Raw genomic sequence first — 20316 nt, forward strand, 5'->3', positions numbered from 1 at the left:
CTTCGGGCGTGCCGAACTCGAACGATTCTTCCGCTGCGATCTGGCTGATAAATCTGCGAACTGGCAGTCTGTCTCCTTCGCGGCGCAGCACTCGGGTTACATCAACCTGAGCGATGCTCGCGTTTATAAATTGTCCGATGCTGATTTTCCTTGGTTCATGGGTTGGACAAAGGTCAGTGAAGGTGCTGGTGCATTGTCCGACGATGGGTTGTGCGATTCGAAAGTCATCCTCGATCTGCTTCAGGAAGCGAATGGCGTTGATGGGCCTAAAGCAGGCGCAAGTCTGGATCGCCTGGCTTTGTACCTACGCGATCACGAAGAAGTACGGCAGAAGTTGCGCGGCTTGATTTGTGAGGCGCCGACTGAATGGGATAAAAGTACTAACCACAAGCGCTTTGATCGACTGACGCAGGCAGGCGAGCACTACGAGGGCAACCCGGAAGGGCTGGACGAGTTTCTTCAGTTCGTCGAGAAGTTTCAGTTCTGGGATACAACAGGACTGCCGACGAAGGTCTGGCATTTTCACCCGTTGAAGTTCATTGGTCAGTTTAAGAAATGTGGCTGGTTGGACAATCGCGATTTCGAATTAATTTATCCTGATACATATACGCGCGAAACCAGCCAAAAAACGGAGACAGCCTTGCGTGCACTTAGCAACACAGTCCGCGAGCGGTATCGTCATATCTTAAATAAAGCAATGAATAAGCACCTGGTGCTATCGCCTGCTCGGATGGCCCACTTTTTAGGTCAAGGTGCAGAGGAGTCTCGGACCTTAACGTGGATGGATGAGCGGCGGTCGGAGGAAAGCTGCAACAAGCTTTATGGCGGTAAGAACGGCAACGATTTGCGCGGTGACGGATACAAGTTTCGGGGAAGAGGGCTAAAACAACTAACCGGTAAATATAATTACGCAGAGTACTGGACATACCGAGGATGGATAAAGAGAAATGTTGATTTCCAAGATTCGTGGTGGGACAACAAAAAAGCAACCGCACCTACTATAGATAATCCAAGCTTAATATTGTCGGATGATTTTGCCACTATAGACGTCGGAGCGTGGTATTGGGAAGCAACTCCAAACCGAGGGCTCCCTCATTCTCAAAGTACTCTGAACATGGTAGCCGACAGAGGAAGGGTGGATTTATCATCCGTCCAGTCAGTGACCAAAAATATCAACGGTGCTATTACCGCAATTGAAAACCGTGAGTATCACACACGGCGTATATATAAAATTATCGGAGATGAAGAATGAAAAATGTTAAAAATATAATAATGGTTATGGTTTCATCTTTCTTGATTTGCGCTCACGCTAGATCGTCTTCCGACTGGCAAATGTTCCATAACGATCAAATAACCTTCTCCTATCCATCATCTATATATTGGGCTCCTCAGATCGAAAGTCCCCGGTCGGTTAATGGTTTGGATAAGTCCACTGTAGTCAACATCAAGAAGAAAAGACAAAATGTCGTTGATTCTATAACTATTTGTAACGACGGAATAATGGACTGCGCATCACGTGAGGAGTTTGATAAGCCCTATTGGATAGAGGAAGCGTCGGGCCGTCTTGTGTTATTTAATCCGACGGAAAAGCTGTTCTCGTTTGTGACGAGATTTGGTTCTGGTTATGAGGCCTTCCCTATATGTGCATGGATTGATAATCGCGGCGTTTCGTCTCAGTATGGCGGTCAGTGCTACGTAGCAGTAGTTTCCAACGGCAAAAAAACGATTTCGTTAAATGGTGTTGTTGGACCCAACGTCGGCGCTTCTCGGTTAAAAAATGCATATAAACCACAGCTTGACTTGTATCAAAGAATTATTCGGTCTGCGGAATAGCCGATTCATCATCAAACCTCTTTAGATATCGAAAACTACAATTGATCCTATTTCGCACACGTTATGGTCGAAAGCAATGGAATGTATGTTGCGATGAAAATCTGTTGTTCTATATTGATAGAAAGAAAGCGAACGATTAATTTAGATTTTGCTAATTGGTACCGGCTAGCAGCCGTCTGCCTCATGCAAATTTTTTGTCGTCCGAACGGTATAGTACTTCCAGCCGCAATATGGATGCAGCGCGAACCTTTAATAGCGACGGCATAAGTATGAATATTAATTTACCGGTCAAGGATCCTAAGTGATTACCAAGTCAAAATTGCTGACCGTGCTTTCGGCATTTTTTTTCGATATTTGCGATCTGCATCACTAAACGATGGTAAGGCACTCAAGAATCCAATAATGTCGTCGGAATCCCATGAAAAATTTAATAATTTCTTTTGTGTTGTTAATCTTGCCGCTCTCGCTTTACGCGAAAGACGTTAAGATTATCTCGTGTGACCGTAAACACTTCATTAGTCAAGGTAGCTCAGGTGAATTAATTGTAAAGAATCAAAATAAGCGCGACGTAAAACTTAAAATCGAACATGAAGTGTATGGAGGCGCGATCGACACGCATACCTCTACATTCGTCGTGTACGGATCGCCGTTAAATCTGAATAACGACAATCCGCAATTAATGACAATCTCGATTTATAAAAACTTTTCAAAACCGAAACTTTATATGAGGCGACATCTCGGCGGTGGAATATACGGAGTGAATTTCAGCAAAGACCATCAATACGTTATAGCCGATACAAGATTCGGCGATTTCGTTGCAAATATCCGATCCCGAAGAACCGAATTACGGTCGCTATCAGAACCCACCACGATCGAGGTTGAAAGGTGTGAATGAGCGTTTGCTGAGCTTATGCTTGCCATTTGTGATTTCCCTAGGCTTCAAAACATCGATCTAAAGAGGTCGAAGCGGTCAGAAGCCGGTAACGCAAGGGCCTACATGATTTCGTTGGAATGGCATTCAGGTTGGAATTGCATCCAGTCTGGTGACCGGTGCCGATTCTCCAATCCGTCAAGGAGGCGCCGGTTTTCTGCGGTCGAGAGCCTTACACCGACCGTTTCCACTGGCGATAGACAAACAGGCGCCACCTTGGAACCGCCAAAGGTGTGAACTACCCGACCTACCGCCCGATCGATGCCGTCTGCATTGCGCTTTCGGCGTGCGGCTCCTGCACTCTTGCATCGGCGGGAATCTGGGTTTGCTCCACGATCTCCGACGCTTCCACCGAAAACCCGAACGTATTGATCCCGCCTACGCTCGTCGCGAACACCTTCCCGCCGTGCATTTCCGCGGTCGCTTTAACAATCGCCAGTCCCAGCCCGTGATTCTCCCGGCTATTCGTACGCGATACCTCCGCCCGATAAAACCGGTCGAACAGATGATCGAGCACCGCAGGCTCGATCGCTTTTCCCGGGTTTGCAACCGCCACGCGCACCTGACCGCCTTCGCGCTTGATCGATACGCTGATGATCGATCCCGCCTCGCAATGCTGAATCGCGTTCATCAGCAAGTTGATGCACGCGCGGCCAAATAGCGATTTATTGACGCGCACAAACGCATCGCCGGAAGCAATCGCGTGGACCTGCGCCTCCTCCAGCGGAATCTCGAGAAACTCCAGCGTGTGCGCGACTTCGGCGGCAAGGGAGGTATCGACGAGACCCGTCGCCCGCTCGCCCTGATCGGCGCGCGCGAGAAACAGCATGTCGTTGATGATCGCCCGCATGCGCCCGAATTCTTCCAGATTGGATTGCAGCGTCTGGCGCAAGTCGTCCACCGAGCGGTTGCGGGTCAACGCAACCTCAGTCTGGCCGATAAGAATAGTGACCGGCGTGCGCAGCTCGTGCGCGACATCGGCGTTGAAGGATTCGAGCCGTCCATACGCGGCGTCGAGGCGTTCCAGCGCGCCGTTGAACGAGTTGGCGAGATCGCTCAGTTCGAGCGGCAGCGAACTCGTGTTGAGCCGCTGCGAGCGATTGTTCGGACTGACGGCGGAGGCGTCGCGCGTAAGCCGCGTGAGCGGTGCAAGGCCAATGCGCGTGACCGAGTAACTGAGCAAAAGAACGCCGAGACTTCCCAGCGCCGATAACGCCGCAAGCGCGAACCCGAACGCGCGCATGGTCCGCGTGTTCGCGGCATAACCTGCGCCCACCTGTAGCCTCACGGCCGGCCTGACGCCATACGACGGAATCTCGATGGTATTGACGAGCATGTCGCATTTGCCGTCATTGGTCTTGAGGCGCTCATAACCGCCCGGCCAGCGATCGACCACTTGCCCCGTCACCGGCTGGCCGATATTGAACGCCGGATTGTCGCTTGTCACTGAATAGCGTGTGTAGCCATCGCGCGGGGTCATGTCGGCGAGACGTTCGCGCGCGAGCTTCCACTTCTCGGGCGTCATTGCGTGATAGACGATGATCTTGGCGATCTCGCTGCGGTCATCGAGCGATTCGCGCAAATGCTGTTCGAGCTGCGTGCGCAGCACCAAAAAAAGTCCCGTGCCCACGAGCGTGAACACGAACAACGCGACCGCCGCGAACATGAATGCCAGGCGACGCGAGATGGAGCGGTTCATGATGCGGCCGCGTCGTCGCGGACCTCGAGCACGTATCCCATGCCGCGCACCGTATGCAGCAGCTTGGTCCGGAACGGGCCGTCGAGCTTCGCGCGTAATCGTTTGATGGCGGTTTCCACAACGTTCGTATGGCTATCGAAATTCACTTCCCACACCAGTTCCGTGATGGCGGTTTTCGACAGGATATCCCCTTGCCGGCGTGCCAGCACGCTCAGCAACTGGAACTCCTTCGCGGTCAGGTCGAGGCGAACGCCGTCGCGTGTTGCCCGCCTGCCGATCAGGTCCACGTACAGATCGCCCAGCGCGATCAACGTGGATTCCTGCGCGCGCGTTCGCCGCGCCAGCGCATGCAGGCGCTCAACGAGTTCGAGGAACGAAAAGGGTTTCGTAAGGTAATCGTCCGCGCCTTCGCGCAGGCCGCGTACGCGGTCGTTGATCTGGTCGCGCGCGGTGAGCATGATCACGGGCGTGGCCTTGTGCGCGCGCAGTGCCTTGAGCACGCTGAAACCGTCGCGCTTGGGCAGCATCACGTCGAGCACGATCACGTCGTAATCGAACTCGATCGCGAGATGCGTGCCCTCCTCGCCGTCCATGGCGACATCGACTATCCAGCCCTGCTCGGTGAGCCCGGAGCGCAGATAATCGACTACCTTGTGTTCGTCTTCAACGATCAGCAGTTTCATGGCGCCTTCTTATGTACGTTGTTCCATTATAGGAAACGTAATGGCTCTATCACTGTGATGACGGCGGATTGGCCGCCATCGTACTGCCGGATGCGGGTGACGCAGCCACGGGATCGTTCACGTCCCAGCCGCCGCCCAGCGCCTTCACCAGCGATACCGACAACGTCAGTTGCTGCCCGTGGATCTGCACGTCCTGCCGCTCGCTCGTGAGGAGCGACTGCTGCGCGGTGATCACATCGAGAAACGCGACCAGACCGCCTGAATAACGGTCGTTGGCGAGCGTCAACAAACGCCGTGCATCGGTAACGGCTGCCTGGGACTCCTTCGCCGCCGCATCGAGCACCGATAAACCCGTCACGCCGTCCTGAACCTGCTGGAATGCATTGAGCACCGTTTGCCGGTAATTCGCCTGGGCGACCTGGTAACCCGCGCTCGCGAAATCGACATTGGCCGCGCGCCGCCCGCCATCGAATATGACCTGACCGAGGCTCGCGCCCAGCGTCCACATCAGGGTCGGCGCGCTCAGCAAGCTCGCGAACTGCGTGCTTTCCCAGCCGATACCCGGCGTCAATGAAAGGCTCGGGAAATATGCGGCTTTCGCCACGCCGATCTGCGCGTTGGCGGCGGCCATCGCGCGTTCCGCCGATGCAATATCGGGACGCCGCTGCAGCAGATCGCTCGGCAGACCAAGGGGAATGACGGGCACGCTTGCATCGATCACTTTCGGTGCGATTGCAAACTGCGGCGCCGGCACGCCGATCAACGCGGCGATCGCGTGTTCGTATTGCGCGCGCTGATTGAGCAGCAGGCGGGCTTGCACGCGAGTGGTATCGAGTTCCGATTTTTGCTGCAGCACGTCAAGCCCGGAAACCGAACCAAGGTCATGCTGCGTCGTCACGTAATCCAGCGCCTTTTGTTGCAGCACGACCGAACGGTTGAGGACGTCGATCTCGGCGTCGAGTTCGCGCATCGAAAAATAATCGTTGGCGAGGTCGGTCGCGAGCACGAGGCGCGCGTTCGCCAGATCGTCGGCGGATTGTTGCGCGGAAGCCGTCGCGCTTTCGATCTCACGACGAATTCGGCCGAACAGATCCGTGTCGTAATCGATGCTCGGACCAATCCGGATATCGTTCTGAACCGTCGATTGCGTCGGCGTGCCGTAGTTCGTGCGCGGCCGGTTCTGCGAAATGCGCGCGCGTGCGCCGGTCGCGCCGAAATCGACTTCGGGCAGCCGTTGCGCCGTGTTGTTGGCGAGCGTCGCACGCGCTTGCGCATAGTGCGCGGCCGCGGCGGCGAGCGTCTGGTTCTGCGCGAGCGCCTGGTCTTCGAAACCGTTGAGCGTGGCGTCGCCATAGCTCGTCCACCAGCTGGCGCTGAGCGGCGCATGCGAAGGTTCCGCGACGTGCCAGTAAGAATCCGTGCGCCACTCGGGCGGCGTCTGGGCCAACGGCTGCTTGTAGTCCGGCCCGACCGTGCAGGCGGACAGGATCATCGCCCCTGCCGCCAGCGCGCCCAGCCGCATGACGCGATGCGCGCCCATCACGACGTCCCCTTCTTCGCGGGCTTGACCGGCGCGATCTGCACCGGGTCGCCGTCCGCGATGGAATCGCTCGGATTGACGATGATCTTATCGCTTTGTTCTATGCCGCTTTCGATTTCCAGCGATCGCCCGAGGTCCTGCGCAATCACGATCTTGCGCAACACGACCTTGCCGTTCTGATCGACAACGGCAACCCGCGGCCCTTCCGCACGGAACAGCAGCACGTTGCCCGGCACCACGAGCGGTGCGCGTGCAACGCCCGGCAACGCCACCTGAACATAAGCGCCCGGCCGCAACTTGTTGTCCGGATTCGGCAGGCGCACTTCGACTTGCAGCGACCGCGTGGGGACATCGATTGCACCGGAAATATTCGCGATGCTGCCATGGAATTGCTGACCCGGCAGTTCCGCCTGCGTCACGAGCACGTCCTGTCCGGGCTTCACGTTTTGCGCATACGCTTGCGGAAGCTGCACATACACGCGTAGGGGATCGGACTGCGCCATGGCGAAGAGCGCGCGGCTCGCGCCGCTGCCTGCATCGATAAGATCGCCTACGTCCACGTTGCGCTGCGTCACCACGCCCGTGAACGGCGCCACGATGCGCTTGAACGACTCGAGCTGCTTCAGGCGCTGCACGTTCGCGTTTGCCGCCGCGAGATTGGCAACGCCCTGGTTATAGGTGCTCTGGCGTTCATCGAGCTCTTGCTGGGAGACGGCATCGCGTTGACGCAACTGCTGCCAGCGCGTGAACGAGCTCTTTGCAAGCACGAGGCTCGACGCTGTCTGGTCGCGCTGCGCCACCGCCTGCGCGAGTTCCTGATCGATCTCGGGTGTATCGAGCGTGGCGAGCAGTTGTCCCTGCTTCACCCTCACGCCGATATCCGCGTACCAATGCAGCAGATAACCCGTCGCGCGCGCATAAATTGGCGACTCCACATAACCGCGCAAGGTGCCCGGCAACAAGGTCTCGCCGCCGCCTTCCGCGGGTTTGGGCGAGATCACGTTGACGTATACCTTGGCGTTCTGTTGCGAAGTCTCGGCCGCCGCATGGCTCTCCGACACGTTCGATACCACCGTGCGCACGGCGCCCACGGCCAGCACGATCAGCACCACCACCACCGCGATCTTTGCGCGCTTCCATTCGCGGCCCCGGGGTGGCAACGCGTGGCCGTCCTCGGTTTCCCTCACGGGAATTGCCAGCGATGCATGAGTTTTTTCGGTCATATCGTTCAGCCAGTTTTAACTTGGTGCATGTTCGGGCGTGCCGTGACCATCGTGATCGTCGTGGTCACCTTCCGAACGCTCGCGCCGCCGGGCCAGCCGGCTATGGATACCCGCGAAAATAAGCGGCACGAAGAAAAGAGTGGATACCGTTGCAAACAGCAAGCCGCCGATCACCGCGCGTCCGAGCGGCGCATTCTGTTCGGCGCCCTCGCCCAGACCGAGCGCCATGGGAATCATGCCGATGATCATGGCAAACGCCGTCATCAGGACCGGCCGGATACGGCTGGCGCCCGCTTCGAGCGCGGCGGTGAGCGGCGGCGCGCCAGCCTGCAAGCGCTGTCTTGCGAACGAGACCATCAAAATACTGTTCGCGGTCGCGACGCCCATCGTCATGATCGCGCCGGTGAGCGCCGGAACGCTCAGGTGCGTGCCGGTGAGGAACAGCATCCACACAATGCCGGCCAACGCGGCGGGCAACGCGCTGATGATGATCAGCGGATCGACCCACGACTGGAAGTTCACCACGATCAGCAAATACACGAGCACGATGGCCATCGCGACACCCACGCCAAGGCCGAAGAACGACGACCGCATGGTCGCGACCTGGCCGCGCACGGTGATCTCGCTGCCGCGCGGCAACTTGGCGCGCGCCTGGTCGACGAGCTTGTCCACCTGCGTCGCCACGCTGCCGAGATCGCGACCTTCGACGCTCACGAATACATCGATGACCGGCTTGATGTTGTAGCGCGACACCACGGCGAACTGGCTTTGCGGCGAGACGCGCACGAGGTTGCCGAGCAGTTGCGTCGGACCGGTCGCGCTGCCGGAAACCGGCGTGCGCAACAGTTCGTCGATGGAAGAAATCTGGTATTGCGGCGTCTGCACCGCGACCTGATACTCCACGCCGTTCTTGTTGTTGAACCAGAATCCTGGCGACGTCTGCGAGCTGCCAGAGAGCGACACCAGCACGTTCTGCGCGACGTTGTTCGCCGTCAGGTTGAGCTGCTGCAAGCGCGTGCGGTCCATCTGCAGGTTGAGCGCGGGCTGGTCGAACTTCTGCTGGATATGGGTATCGACGGTGCCGGGGATCTCGCGAATCGACTTCATCAGGGCCGACGCAACTTCGAAATTACCGCGCTGATTCGCACCGGAAATCTGCACGTCCACAGCCGCCGGCAGACCAAAATTCAGGATCTGCGTAACGATATCCGCCGGCTGGAAAAAGAAGTCCACGCCCGGGAATTGTTGCGGCAGGATGGTGCGCAGCTTGTCCACGAAACCCGCCGTCGGATCGTGGTCCGGCTTCAATGCGACCTGGATTTCGCCATCGAGCGTGCCGATGGTTCCTGCGTTGCTGTACGAGAGATTGATACCGCTGTACGGCAAGCCGAGGTTATCGAGAATGGTGACGAGTTGGCTGGCAGGAACGACCTGACGCACGACGCGTTCAACGTCGTCAGCAAGCCGTGCCGTTTCTTCAATGCGCGTTCCTGTCGGCGCGCGCATGTGAAGGCGGATGTTGCCGGAATCGACGCTTGGGAAAAAGTCCTCGCCGAGCACGAATACGAGCCCGACCGACAAAATACAAAAGCCCAGGAAGCCCGCGGCGAACACGCGGCGGCGTACCAGCAACGTGCTCAGGATCACAATGTACGTGGCGCGCATCCGTTCGAAACCGGCATCGAAACGATGATACAAACGCATGAACAGATTCGGCTTCGCGTCCTTCTTCGGCTTGTGCGCGTGGCCCATCAACAGCATGGCGAGCGTCGGCACGAGCGTTCGAGAAAGCACGTACGACGCGAGCATCGCGAACACCACGGCCTCAGCAAGCGGCACGAACAGGAACTTGGCAACGCCGGTGAGAAAGAACATCGGCACGAACACAATACAAATGCACAGCGTGGACACAAGCGCGGGAATCGCGATTTCGCCCGCGCCTTCCAGGATGGCCTCGTGCAGGTCCGTGCCCATGTGCAAATGCCGCTCGATATTTTCGATGGTCACCGTCGCGTCGTCGACCAGGATACCCACCGCGAGCGCGAGTCCTCCCAGCGTCATGATGTTGATGGTCTGGCCAAGCGCGTGAAGCGCCAGCAGCGAGGACAGAATGGAAAGCGGGATCGAGATTGCGATGATGCAGGTGCTGCGCCAGTTGCCGAGGAACAGCAGGATCATCGCGGCCGTCAGCGCAGCGGCAATGAGCGCTTCCTTGATCACGCCCTGCACGGCCGCTTTCACGAACACGGACTGATCGAAGAGCGCGGTGATCGTCAGGTCCTCGGGCAACGAGGCCTTCGCGTTCGGCAAGATGGCGCGCAACGAATTGACGATCGACAGCGTAGAAGCGCTACCGTTTTTCATCACCGAAATCAGCACGCCGCGCTGTCCGTTTTGCCGCACGATATTCGTCTGCGGAGAAAAGCCGTCGCGAACGTGCGCGACTTCACGCAAGTAAGTAGTCGCACCGTTCACCGTGCGCACGGGGATCTCGTTCAACGCGGCGATGGTCGCCGGCGAACCGTTCATGTTGATCGTGTATTCCTTCGGGCCGATTTTCGCCGTGCCCGTCGGCAAGATCAGGTTTTGCGCGTTGAAAGCGCTGACGACATCCGAAGGCGTAAGGCCCTTCGCCAGCAGCGCACGCGTATTCAGGTCCACCGAGATCAGGCGGCTCTTGCCGCCATACGGATAAGGCACCGACGCGCCCGGAATGGTCACCAGCTGCGGCCGCAGGAAGTTCAGCGCCGAGTCGTTCAGGTCTTGTTCGGAAAGCGTCTGGCTCGACAAACCCAGTTGGATCACGGGAATGCTCGACGCCGAATAACTCAGCACGAGCGGTGGCGTGGCGCCAGGCGGCATCTGCTTCAATTGCGCTTGTTCAACGGCCACCGTTTGCGCAATCGCGGTCTGGATGTTCGCATTCGGCTGCAGGAAGACCTTCAGGATGGCGATGCCCGGCAGCGACTGCGACTCGATATGCTCGATATCGTTGACCGTGGTCGTGAGGCTACGCTCGTTGACCTGGGCGATCCGGTTCGCCATGTCCTCCGCCGACAAACCCGTGTACGTCCAGATGATGCTGACCACCGGAATATTGATTTCCGGCAGGACGTCGACGGGCGTTGTCAGGAGCGCGAACGGCGTTGCCAACAGGATCATGATGGCCATCACAATGAATGTGTAGGGCCGCTTCAGCGCAACGTTGACGATCCACATTAAGACGCGCTCGAAAAAAGCAGGAAAAGAAAGTGACTGAGCCTGTGCCGGATCACACGCATTCGGCGAGCCTGATCGTCAGGACCCACCCGCCCGCGCGCAATCCGCCGACGCCCGCATCTTAGCGGCAAGGCGCCAACGCCTACATGGCGCCAAAATGGCAAAACTGTCAGGAAACTACGCGCGCTCCTTTTGCATCTGCTTTAGTGGAAAATCCTTTCGCCGGGCGCAGGCGCAAACAAATCCTGAGCAAGCAACCTCTACTACGCAACGGGCTCGACGCGGTTGTCGCCGTGCGCGTGCTGCGCTTCAATCGACTCGACCATGGCTTGCACGACCCGTTCGACGCTCGGCCAGTTCCGCGCGTGCTCGCCGGGAACATACCGTTCGGGCGCCACGCTCCTGTAAGGCGGCGGATAACCCCAGATGGCGTCGTGAACTTCAGGCCGCGTCACGCTGCCGCCAAGAACAGCAACCGTCGGACGCCGGAACGCGGCGGCAACGTGCAGCAGCATGGAGGAATTCGTCAGCACCACGTCGGCCTTTTCGACCAGCGCAAACATGACGCGCATCGATACCTCTCCCGCCATCGAACGGATTTGCATGCCCGGGCCCGCGGCCGCGATCGCTTCGTTCGCGCGCGACCTGTCGGCGTCGCTACCGACGATCACGATATTGCATGCATTACCGGCTTTTTCGACTGCATTCGCAATTCGGGTTAGCGCGTCCCCGACCAGCCGCGCATCCCAGGCCTTGCTGGCAACGCCAGCGCCAACACCGGCGACTATCCGCACCGTGCGGCGGCTCGCAGCCTCGCCCGCACTCCATACATGCGCCGCTTGCAGGCGTTCGTCGTCGGTCAGAAACAGTTGCGGACGCGCCTCAGGCAACGTCCTGGCGCCAAGCAATTCGGCTTGCCCGAGCGCGGCGCGTCCGCATTGGCGCCGCGAAAATTCGATGTAATCCTGGCAGCCGCTCCAGCCGCCGCGATATCCGCGCACGCCGATGCGGTACTTCACGCCCGCGCGCATCATCAGCACCGCGCCCATGTAGCTGCCGAGCACGTCGATACCGACATCGAAACCGCCTCGCGACCGCAACGCGGCGACTTGCGGCGAGCGCCACAGGAATCGCATCACATTGCGATGCGACCGGTCATCGACGAGCTTGTTGTTCCAAGGCGCATCGATCTCGACGATTTCATCGACGAACGGATTGTTTTCCAGAACCGGACGCCCCCAGCTTCCAACACCGGCAATCAGGCGCGTGGTCGGGAAGCGCTTGCGCAGCGCCTCGAAAAGCGGAGTGGTGGTGAGCAGCTCGCCGAAATCATTCGGTCGCAACACGAGAATCTCGCGTGGCGTTTGCCGGTTCGGGTCGAATCGCGGGCGGTAAAACTGGCTGATCAACCAGACGGGCGCTTCGATGAGCAGGTTTTTCGAACCCATTGTTTCTCCAATATCGCATTGACTATCGCTGGAAATTCGCTGGAACTCGCTCGAACCACCTAGAGTCCGAGCAGTGCCGTTCATCAGGCGATTGTGCTTCGTCGCGTCAATGCGATATGTGGCCGGCCAAACGGAAATGCACAAACGGGCCGCGCTCCCTGCTGCAATGCAGAAAGCGCGGCCCGTCAATCATGCTTCGGATGCAACGTTCAAACGTCGGCGTTGGTTGCAATGAACGTTGCAAACGCGGCGTACGGCAGGATCGACTTCACGCCGGCGGTAACGATCCCGAAGGTGTTGTTGCCGCTGTCGAGAACGTAATACATCGTCGACTGAATGTTGTGGGTTTTCCGCGCCTGATACAGGTTCGTCAACTGAGTCGTGATGTAGTTCGCACGATAAGCCTGCGTCTGCTCGGGACCCGTGTTCCACTCGGTGATCATGAACGGCACACCATAACGGGCCTTGCAATACGTCGGCAAGTCGAAGCCCGGGCCCGCGCCGTCCGTGCCAATGTTGAAGATGTCGCCGTAGACCTCGTAGTTGTGCCACGTCGTGATATCCCAGCGCACGATCGGGTGTCCCGTGGTCCCATCAGGTTGCGAACCTTCCCACAACGCGTCCGCAGCGCCGATATCGGCAGCGCAGAAATTGATGCCGCACTTGGCGTTCGACTGGACCGACCTCACGCCATCAAGCATCCCACGCATCACGCCGCGCATGGCAGGCCAGTTCGCGTTGTTGAAGTCTTTCGCCGTATTGCCCGCCTGATTGAAATCGAGAATCGTCGAATTCTGCCGGGTCAGCTCGTTGCCGCATTCGTACATGGTCACGCCGTATTGCTTCAGCCGGTTTGCAACGGTCGATCCAACCATGAACGCCTGGTTGTATGCCACTTGCTCGCCGCTCAGGACATTCCCGGACGCGTCGGTCATTCCCTGGTTGATCAGGACAAAGAGCGTCATTCCAGCCGACTGGAACGCCTTGGCGAGCGCGGCCACGGCGTTGAGCTGCGTGGGATCGTCACTGACGCCGACACGATAGGTCGACATGCCGAGACCCTTCAGCATCGCTACAACCTGCGCAGGCGAATAGGTGTAGTCGAAATGCCCGTTGATGCCGTAGAAGCTTCCGGCAACCGGCGCGGTCGCAATGCGCGGGTCGGTGGCATGCAGCCAGCCCGCGCTGCCCACGTCGGCCCATACATAGAACTGCCCGCTGGTGTTCTTGTGCCACATCATGCCGCCGTACCACAGGAGCAAGGCGACGTCGTAGTTGATGCCGGCGATCGCCCCGTCGCGATACACCACGCCGTTCGTGACCGTCCACTGCCTGCCGACTGCATCGTTGATATACGTGCCGGTCGGAATGGTCGTGCCGTTGGGCGAAGTGCCTCGGGCAGAACGCGGATCGAGACACGCGGACCATCCCGAACCCGACCACGCATAAAACTTCCCGGACGAATTCTCGTGGTAGATCGTGTTGCTGAACCACAGTACCAGCGACACGTCGTAGTTGATCCCGGCAACCACGCCGTTCTTGTAGACCACGCCACCGGAGAGCGTCCAGACAGCGCCGTTGCTGTCGGTAAGCGAAGAGGCCGGCGGAATGGTCGCTCCATTTGCCGATGCGCTTCCGCCCACAGCCGCATTTTGCAGCGCCTGGACATTTGCAGCAGCACTAACGGCCGCGCCGCCAGCACTCGCGCTCGAACCACCACCGCATGCGGCCAAAAGATAGCTGCCACTGACAGCGGCGAGGCCGCCAAGAAATTGACGTCGTTTCAACATGGCGAGTTTTCCCCTGCCGGGCAAAGCCCGGCATAAAAAAGGTTGGTCATTTTTTTGAAATGCGAACGAGAAGGGCCGCCGATAAAAACGGCCCCTGCAAATTAACTTTGTGATCCTAAATTCTTAAACAGGTAATTCCTCTACGACCGATTGCTTAGGATATCTAATGCACGCTAATGAATTAACGGTAAGAGAAATTGAAACTTGAACCGCTCGTTCATTTCGCTTCGTGTCGCTCGCCGATTGGGTTCTGACGCAAACGTTTAAACAAAAGCACCAGATGGCGAAACGGTAAAAGATGCCTTATGCATTTGGTATGAGTAAATGATACGCGAGATTAGTGACAATCAAATACATTTGGTTACATCAGAAGAAAAAAGCCGGAATTTTCCGAAAATCGTTTGTTTGTAGCGAGGTGTCGGTCGCTCTTTCTAGTCAGAGGAATATATTGTTCGATAATTTGTGCAAAGCAGAACTTCTTTTCGGGTACGACCGGGATTTCGGAATGCCTTAAGGGTTTTTCGTCAGCGCGACGAATTTTGATCTCTCGAATTTACGGTAATTTTTTCGTCTTGTTGTCCACGCAAACGTTTTTTTCTTGGCAAAAGCCATAAAGTTCCGGATTGGCAGGTCGATACTACGGACTAACCAATCACCTGCTTCCAACCACTAAAAGGTCTATGTCGAAAGCGCCTGTACCAGCAAATGAAGCAGCCCGACTTCGCCTTCTGCAAGGGTTGGAAGTGCTCGATACACCCGCCGACGAAGCCTTCGACCGCGTCACCCGAATTGCTGCCGAGTTGTTGCAGGTGCCTATCGCACTGGTTTCACTGGTCGATGAATATCGCCAATGGTTCAAATCGCGGGTGGGAATCGACGTTTGCGAAACAAGTCGCGACCTGGCTTTCTGTGCGCACGCGTTGAGCGTCGAAGATATCTTGCTGGTCGAGGACGCACTGGAAGACCCGCGCTTCGCCGACAATCCGCTGGTAACGGGTGAACCGAGTATCCGCTTCTATGCGGGCGTTCCGCTGCGTTCGCCGGAAGGACTTGTCCTCGGCACGCTATGCGCCATCGATACAAAACCCCGCACGCTCACTGCTTCCGCAATCAGCGCATTGCGTGACCTGGCTCGCACGGTCGAACGGGAACTGCTGCATAAAGAAACGGTGCGCGTTGGCCGCGCCGTGCAGGAATACGACCGGCGCAATCTCGCGTTGAGCGCCTCTCGCTTCGAGACGATTTTCCGGCAGACGCCGACCGGAAAAGCTATCGTCGATTTGAGCGGCAAGTTTATCGATGTCAATTCGAAGCTCTGCGAAATCATTGGATATACCGCCGAACAGCTTCTCAGCCTGACGTTCCTGGAAATCACGGTGGAAGCGGATTTGCCGATGGATCTGCAACTCGTCGCCGACCTGCTGTTCGGCCGGAGGAAGACGTATTCGCTGGAGAAGCGATACAAGCGACGGGACGGCACGATTGTCTGGGTCGACCTGAGCGTGGCGCTCGTACGCGATGAAAACGGCGAGCCCTTGCACTTCATCAGCGTCATACAGGACATTTCAGCGCGCAAGGACAGCGAGAAATTTCTGCGCGACTATCAGCATGAACTCGAACAACGCGTCACCGAACGCACGGCCGAATTGACGCAGAGCCGGGAAACCCTGCAGACGATCACCAACAACCTGCCGATTCTTATCGGCCATGTCGACGCCAACCTGCTGTACCAGTTCAACAACGACGTGTTCCGGGACGTGTTTGGCGTGGAACCGCGCAGCCTGTACGGGAAATCGCTCGAGGAGACGCTGGGTTGCGCGCTTTTCGAAGAGCTTCGTCCTTATTTCGAGCGCGCGCTGGCGGGCGAACGGGTTACCTACGACAACATCCGCTACGCCTGCCAGCAAGACCGGATCTGGAGCGCCACCTACATTCCCGATTTTCGTGGCGACAAGGTGGTGGGTTTCTACATCATGAGCCAGGACATCACCGACCGGAAGCACGCGGAGAAAGCGCTTCTGGCCAAGGCCATGCTCGACCCGTTGACGGGATTGCCGAACCGGCGCGCGTTGCATGAAGAACTGGTGCAAGCGGTTGACCATGGCAAACGCGAAGGCGTGCCGTTCGCGTTGTTTTTCCTCGATCTCGACGGCTTCAAGACTGTCAACGATACCTACGGGCACGACGCCGGCGACGCACTGCTCATTGAAGTGGGCAAGCGGCTGAAGAAAATCGTTCGCCAGAACGACGTCGTCAGCCGTCTGGCCGGCGACGAATTCATCATCCTGAGCCGCGGTATCACGACCGCCAGCGCGTGCAGCCGAATTGCGCAGGACATCTGCCGCGCGCTGACACGCCCGTTCGTCCTGCCGGGCGTGACCGTCGAAATCAGTACCAGCGTGGGCATCACAATGTGTACCGACGCCAGCCACACATCCAGCGACGAGCTCATCAGCAGCGCGGACGGTGCAATGTATGAAGCCAAGCGCAAGGGCCGCAACGGCTTCCGGTTTGCACGCGATCCGCATATCCGGATCGAACAGGCGGAAGCGGAACGGCTTAGCCTGACCGCGGACACTCCGCGCGCGTAGCGTGAACCACGGCTGCGCGTTTTCTACCGCAGCTTTTCATCGACCCATGACATGAACGCCGCGATCAGCGGCGCTTCCATCAACTCGTTCCGACACACCCAGTAGTACGCATGTTTCGCCGGCACCGTGACGCGAAACGGGCGGATCAGGGTGCCGTCGTCGAGATCGTCGCGTACCGAGACGCTGTCACCCAGCGCCACGCCTTGCCCGCGCACCGCCGCTTCAATCCCCACATGCGCAATGCCGATCTCGAGAATGCGCAAGCCGCCGAGCTTGTCCGCCGATGCCGCCGCGAGCCATCGCGTCCATGAACCGGCGTGTTCGCAGAACAAAGTCCGGTTCGCCAGATCCTGCACCGTTCGCAACGTGCGCGGACCGTTCATCAACGCCGGGCTCACCACGGGGAACAAGACCGGATGCGTGATGAGCTTCATATCGCGATCACGCCAGCGGCCTTCGCCGTATCGAATGCACAGGTCGACGTCGGAGGAATAGATTTCCTTGTCTTCGTTCGACGGAATCAGCTTGAGGTTCACCGCTGGAAACTGCTCGAGGAAATCGCCGATATGCCGCGCGAGCCAGCGCGACGTGAACAACATTGGAGCCGATACCACCAGATTTCCCGCAATCGCCGGAGAATCGAGCTTCACGACCGCAGTGGCGATCATGTCGAACGCGGTCTTGACGGGCTGGAGCAAGGCCTCGCCTGCGGGTGTCAGCTTGACGCGCGCCCTCGAACGGATAAACAACGCCACGCCCAACGTGCTTTCCAGCACGCGCACCTGATGACTGACAGCGCTCGCGGTGACGCTGAGTTCGTCGGCGGCGGCAACAACGGTGCCGTGCCGCGCGGTGGCTTCAAACGCGCGCAGCGGGTTGAGCGGCGGCAATCTTTGACGCATGGCGAAGCCCCGGAGATGCTGAGAAAAATTTCATTTGATGCGAATTAAATTCTCTGTACAAGCAGAAAATTTGAATGCTTAAGCTGTACGTAATGAGCACAATGCTTTTACGAACAGGAAATCGCATGAACACGACCGCAGCAACCGAACGCCTTTGGGGCGGCCGCTTCAAGTCCGGACCCTCGCTCGCGCTGGAAAACCTGTCGCGATCGGACCCGAGCTTTTTCCGTCTCGCGCCCTACGATCTCGCCGGCTCACGCGCGCACGCCAACGAACTCGAACGCGCGGGAATCCTGAACGCCGCCGAGCTCGAGCAATTGCTCGCCACCATGGACCAGATCGAGAAGGAATTCACCGCGGGCGAACTTTCGCCCATCCTCGCCGATGAAGACGTCCACACGTTCCTCGAACGCGAGTTGACGCAGCGGCTGAAGGCGGTCGGCGGCAAACTGCGCGCTGGACGTTCGCGCAACGACCAGGCGGCGAACGACTTGCGTTTGTATCTGCGGGACAAGGCGCGCAAGCTCGCAATCGCGGTGAATGAACTGCAGGACGCGTTGATTGAACAAGCGAATGCGCACGTGGAAACCATCACGGCCGGCTTCACGCATTTGCAGCCCGCCCAGCCGATCGTATTCGCGCATCAGTTGCTGGCGCACGCGCAATCGATTTATCGCGATGTCGATCGTCTGGTCGACTGGGACCGGCGTTCCGCGCGTTCGCCGCTGGGCGCGGCGGCGCTCGCAGGTTCCGCCATCTGCCTGCGCGCCGACCTTTCCGCGCTGGAACTCGGCTATGACGGGCCGTGCGAAAACTCGATCGATGCCGTCGCGTCACGCGACCACGTCGCCGAGTTCACGTTCGTCCTGAGCATGCTGTCGGTGAACCTGTCGCGGCTTTCGGAAGAAGTGATCTTGTGGACATCGCGCCAGTTCCGCTGGGTCGAACTCGACGATGCCCATGCCACCGGCAGCTCGATCATGCCGCAGAAAAAGAACTCGGACATAGCAGAACTGACGCGCGGGAAAGCCGGTCGTCTGATCGGCAATCTGAGCGGCTTGCTCGCCACGCTGAAGTCGTTGCCGCTTGCGTATAACCGCGACCTGGCCGAAGACAAGATCGCGGCGTTCGACAGCATCGATACACTCGAACTCGTTCTCCCCGCCATGGCCGGTATGATCCGCACAATGCGCGTGAACGTGGCTGAAATGCGCGCGCAGGCGCCGCTCGGGTTTACGCTTGCAACCGAAGTCGCCGATTGGCTCGCGCTGCGCGGCGTGCCGTTCAGCGAGGCGCACGAGATCACCGGTGCGCTGGTGCGCGCGTGCGAACAGCAAGGCATTGAACTCGGCGATGTGTCGATTGCGACGCTCGCTCTAGTCGATGCACGGCTTGAACCCGCCGTCCTCGATCACGTCACGCTGGACGCCGCGGTCGCGGCGCGCAGCGGTCACGGCGGCACCGCGCCGGTTCGCGTGAAGGAGCAGATCACGCGGCTGCGCGCAGCAATAGACAAACAGGCCGCGTGGGCGGCCGACTACAAGGGACCTTCATGCTGAGTGCATCGAACGACCGGGCATCGAACAACGGCCAGGCGCAGGACAGCGCCGGCGCCTTCGCCGATATCTCGCATTTCGAACACGTTCCGCGACGTTATTACGGACGCTACGTGGCCTCGGCCGTGATCCTCGCGATAGTCGGATATATTGTCGTGGCATTCGCGCGCGGGCAAATCGAATGGGCGGTCGTCGCGCGTTTCCTCACGGCCAAGTCGATCCTGAACGGCCTCGCCAACACCATCATCATGACCATCCTCGCGATGGCGCTCGGCATCGTGCTCGGCGTGATCGTGGCGATCATGCGTCTTTCGACCAACCCGGTCCTGCGCAGCGTCGCGCATGCGTACGTGTGGTTGTTTCGCGGCACGCCGGTGATCCTGCAACTGCTTTTGTGGTTCAACCTGGCACTGGTCTTCCCGGTCATGGGCATTCCCGGATTGTTCGAATTCCGTACCGTCGACATCATGACGCCGTTCCTCGCCGCGTTGCTCGGGCTTGGAATCAATCAGGGCGCTTATACGTCGGAGGTGGTGCGTGCAGGTCTCCTTTCCGTCGATACGGGCCAGTACGAAGCCGCGAAGTCCATCGGCATGCCGAGGTTGCAGGCGCTGCGCCGAATCATCCTGCCGCAAGCCATGCGCGTGATCGTGCCGCCTATTGGCAATGAACTGATCGGCATGGCGAAGCTGACGTCGCTGGCAAGCGTGATCCAGTATGCCGAGATGCTGCACAACGCCGAGAACATCTACTACGCGAACGCGCGGGTGATCGAGTTGCTGATGGTCGCGGGCGTCTGGTATCTCGTGATCGTCACGGTGCTTTCCATGCTGCAGTCGCGCGTGGAACTCCGGTTTGCGCGCGGCGCGGGCCGGGCATCGGCCAAGCAATGACGCGACAG

General features: G+C 58.5%; 13 protein-coding genes. 5 read left to right on the forward strand and 8 right to left on the reverse strand.

Going from position 1 to position 20316, the window contains the following annotated elements; translation table 11 throughout:
* Both ASG35_RS31745 and ASG35_RS31245 read left to right on the forward strand, forming a co-directional pair.
* The coding region (locus ASG35_RS31745) for a glycoside hydrolase family 19 protein (RefSeq protein WP_442854821.1) at positions 1-1252 on the forward strand (1252 nt) is incomplete at its 5' end.
* Entirely contained in the window at positions 1249-1833 is a 585-nt protein-coding gene (locus ASG35_RS31245; protein WP_156393069.1) for a hypothetical protein, read from the forward strand. The genes ASG35_RS31745 and ASG35_RS31245, both read left to right, overlap by 4 nt.
* 1178 nt (positions 1834-3011) lie before the next feature.
* Here the strand turns inward: ASG35_RS31245 and ASG35_RS09660 are convergent.
* From ASG35_RS09660 to ASG35_RS09690, 7 genes are all read right to left on the reverse strand, one after another.
* On the reverse strand, positions 3012-4463 hold the full coding sequence (locus ASG35_RS09660) for a heavy metal sensor histidine kinase (RefSeq protein ID WP_056355984.1): 1452 nt from the start codon (positions 4461-4463) through the stop codon (positions 3012-3014).
* Positions 4460-5146: a heavy metal response regulator transcription factor gene (locus ASG35_RS09665; RefSeq protein ID WP_056355986.1), complete on the reverse strand. Its 687-nt coding sequence runs from the start codon at positions 5144-5146 to the stop codon at positions 4460-4462. The genes ASG35_RS09660 and ASG35_RS09665 overlap by 4 nt, the downstream gene beginning before the upstream one ends.
* A 49-nt stretch (positions 5147-5195) precedes the next feature.
* Positions 5196-6686 carry an efflux transporter outer membrane subunit gene (locus ASG35_RS09670; protein ID WP_056355988.1) on the reverse strand — a complete coding sequence of 497 codons (1491 nt, stop codon included), beginning with the start codon at positions 6684-6686 and terminating at the stop codon, positions 5196-5198.
* Entirely contained in the window at positions 6686-7909 is a 1224-nt protein-coding gene (locus ASG35_RS09675) for an efflux RND transporter periplasmic adaptor subunit (RefSeq protein WP_056355990.1), read from the reverse strand. The genes ASG35_RS09670 and ASG35_RS09675 overlap by 1 nt, the downstream gene beginning before the upstream one ends.
* 15 nt (positions 7910-7924) lie before the next feature.
* A complete protein-coding gene (locus ASG35_RS09680) occupies positions 7925-11128 on the reverse strand; it encodes an efflux RND transporter permease subunit (RefSeq protein ID WP_056355992.1) in 3204 nt (1067 codons plus the stop codon).
* A 263-nt stretch (positions 11129-11391) separates the two neighbouring features.
* A complete protein-coding gene (locus tag ASG35_RS09685; RefSeq protein ID WP_056355994.1) occupies positions 11392-12576 on the reverse strand; it encodes a glycosyltransferase family 9 protein in 1185 nt (394 codons plus the stop codon).
* Positions 12577-12785: 209 nt separating this feature from the next.
* Complete coding sequence (locus ASG35_RS09690) at positions 12786-14366, reverse strand: hypothetical protein (RefSeq protein WP_056355996.1); 1581 nt, start codon at positions 14364-14366, stop codon at positions 12786-12788.
* Between the two features lie 743 nt (positions 14367-15109).
* Between ASG35_RS09690 and ASG35_RS09695 the strand changes: the two genes are divergently transcribed.
* Positions 15110-16957 (forward strand): bifunctional diguanylate cyclase/phosphodiesterase, encoded by a 1848-nt coding sequence (locus tag ASG35_RS09695; RefSeq protein ID WP_235527500.1) that lies wholly within the window; start codon positions 15110-15112, stop codon positions 16955-16957.
* A 23-nt stretch (positions 16958-16980) separates the two neighbouring features.
* Here ASG35_RS09695 and ASG35_RS09700 read toward each other — a convergent pair whose 3' ends face one another.
* Complete coding sequence (locus tag ASG35_RS09700; protein WP_056356000.1) at positions 16981-17859, reverse strand: LysR substrate-binding domain-containing protein; 879 nt, start codon at positions 17857-17859, stop codon at positions 16981-16983.
* 125 nt (positions 17860-17984) lie between these two features.
* On the opposite strand from ASG35_RS09700, the gene argH reads away from it, so the two are divergent.
* Positions 17985-19418: an argininosuccinate lyase gene (gene argH / locus ASG35_RS09705; RefSeq protein ID WP_056356002.1), complete on the forward strand. Its 1434-nt coding sequence runs from the start codon at positions 17985-17987 to the stop codon at positions 19416-19418.
* Positions 19412-20308, forward strand: a complete 897-nt coding sequence (locus ASG35_RS09710) for an amino acid ABC transporter permease (RefSeq protein ID WP_056356004.1) — start codon at positions 19412-19414, stop codon at positions 20306-20308. Before argH ends, ASG35_RS09710 begins: the two co-directional genes overlap by 7 nt.
* Positions 20309-20316: the final 8 nt, after the last annotated feature.

The sequence above is a fragment of the Burkholderia sp. Leaf177 genome (genome assembly GCF_001424345.1).
Classification (GTDB): Bacteria; Pseudomonadota; Gammaproteobacteria; order Burkholderiales; family Burkholderiaceae; genus Caballeronia.

Bases quoted from the DNA above. Each gene is read 5' to 3' on its own strand.
- ASG35_RS31245 (WP_156393069.1), top strand. From the start codon at position 1,249: ATGAAAAATGTTAAAAATATAATAATGGTTATGGTTTCATCTTTCTTG.
- ASG35_RS09660 (WP_056355984.1), bottom strand. From the start codon at position 4,463: ATGAACCGCTCCATCTCGCGTCGCCTGGCATTCATGTTCGCGGCGGTC.
- ASG35_RS09665 (WP_056355986.1), bottom strand. From the start codon at position 5,146: ATGAAACTGCTGATCGTTGAAGACGAACACAAGGTAGTCGATTATCTG.
- ASG35_RS09670 (WP_056355988.1), bottom strand. From the start codon at position 6,686: ATGGGCGCGCATCGCGTCATGCGGCTGGGCGCGCTGGCGGCAGGGGCG.
- ASG35_RS09675 (WP_056355990.1), bottom strand. From the start codon at position 7,909: ATGACCGAAAAAACTCATGCATCGCTGGCAATTCCCGTGAGGGAAACC.
- ASG35_RS09680 (WP_056355992.1), bottom strand. From the start codon at position 11,128: ATGTGGATCGTCAACGTTGCGCTGAAGCGGCCCTACACATTCATTGTG.
- ASG35_RS09685 (WP_056355994.1), bottom strand. From the start codon at position 12,576: ATGGGTTCGAAAAACCTGCTCATCGAAGCGCCCGTCTGGTTGATCAGC.
- ASG35_RS09690 (WP_056355996.1), bottom strand. From the start codon at position 14,366: ATGTTGAAACGACGTCAATTTCTTGGCGGCCTCGCCGCTGTCAGTGGC.
- ASG35_RS09700 (WP_056356000.1), bottom strand. From the start codon at position 17,859: ATGCGTCAAAGATTGCCGCCGCTCAACCCGCTGCGCGCGTTTGAAGCC.
- argH (WP_056356002.1), top strand. From the start codon at position 17,985: ATGAACACGACCGCAGCAACCGAACGCCTTTGGGGCGGCCGCTTCAAG.
- ASG35_RS09710 (WP_056356004.1), top strand. From the start codon at position 19,412: ATGCTGAGTGCATCGAACGACCGGGCATCGAACAACGGCCAGGCGCAG.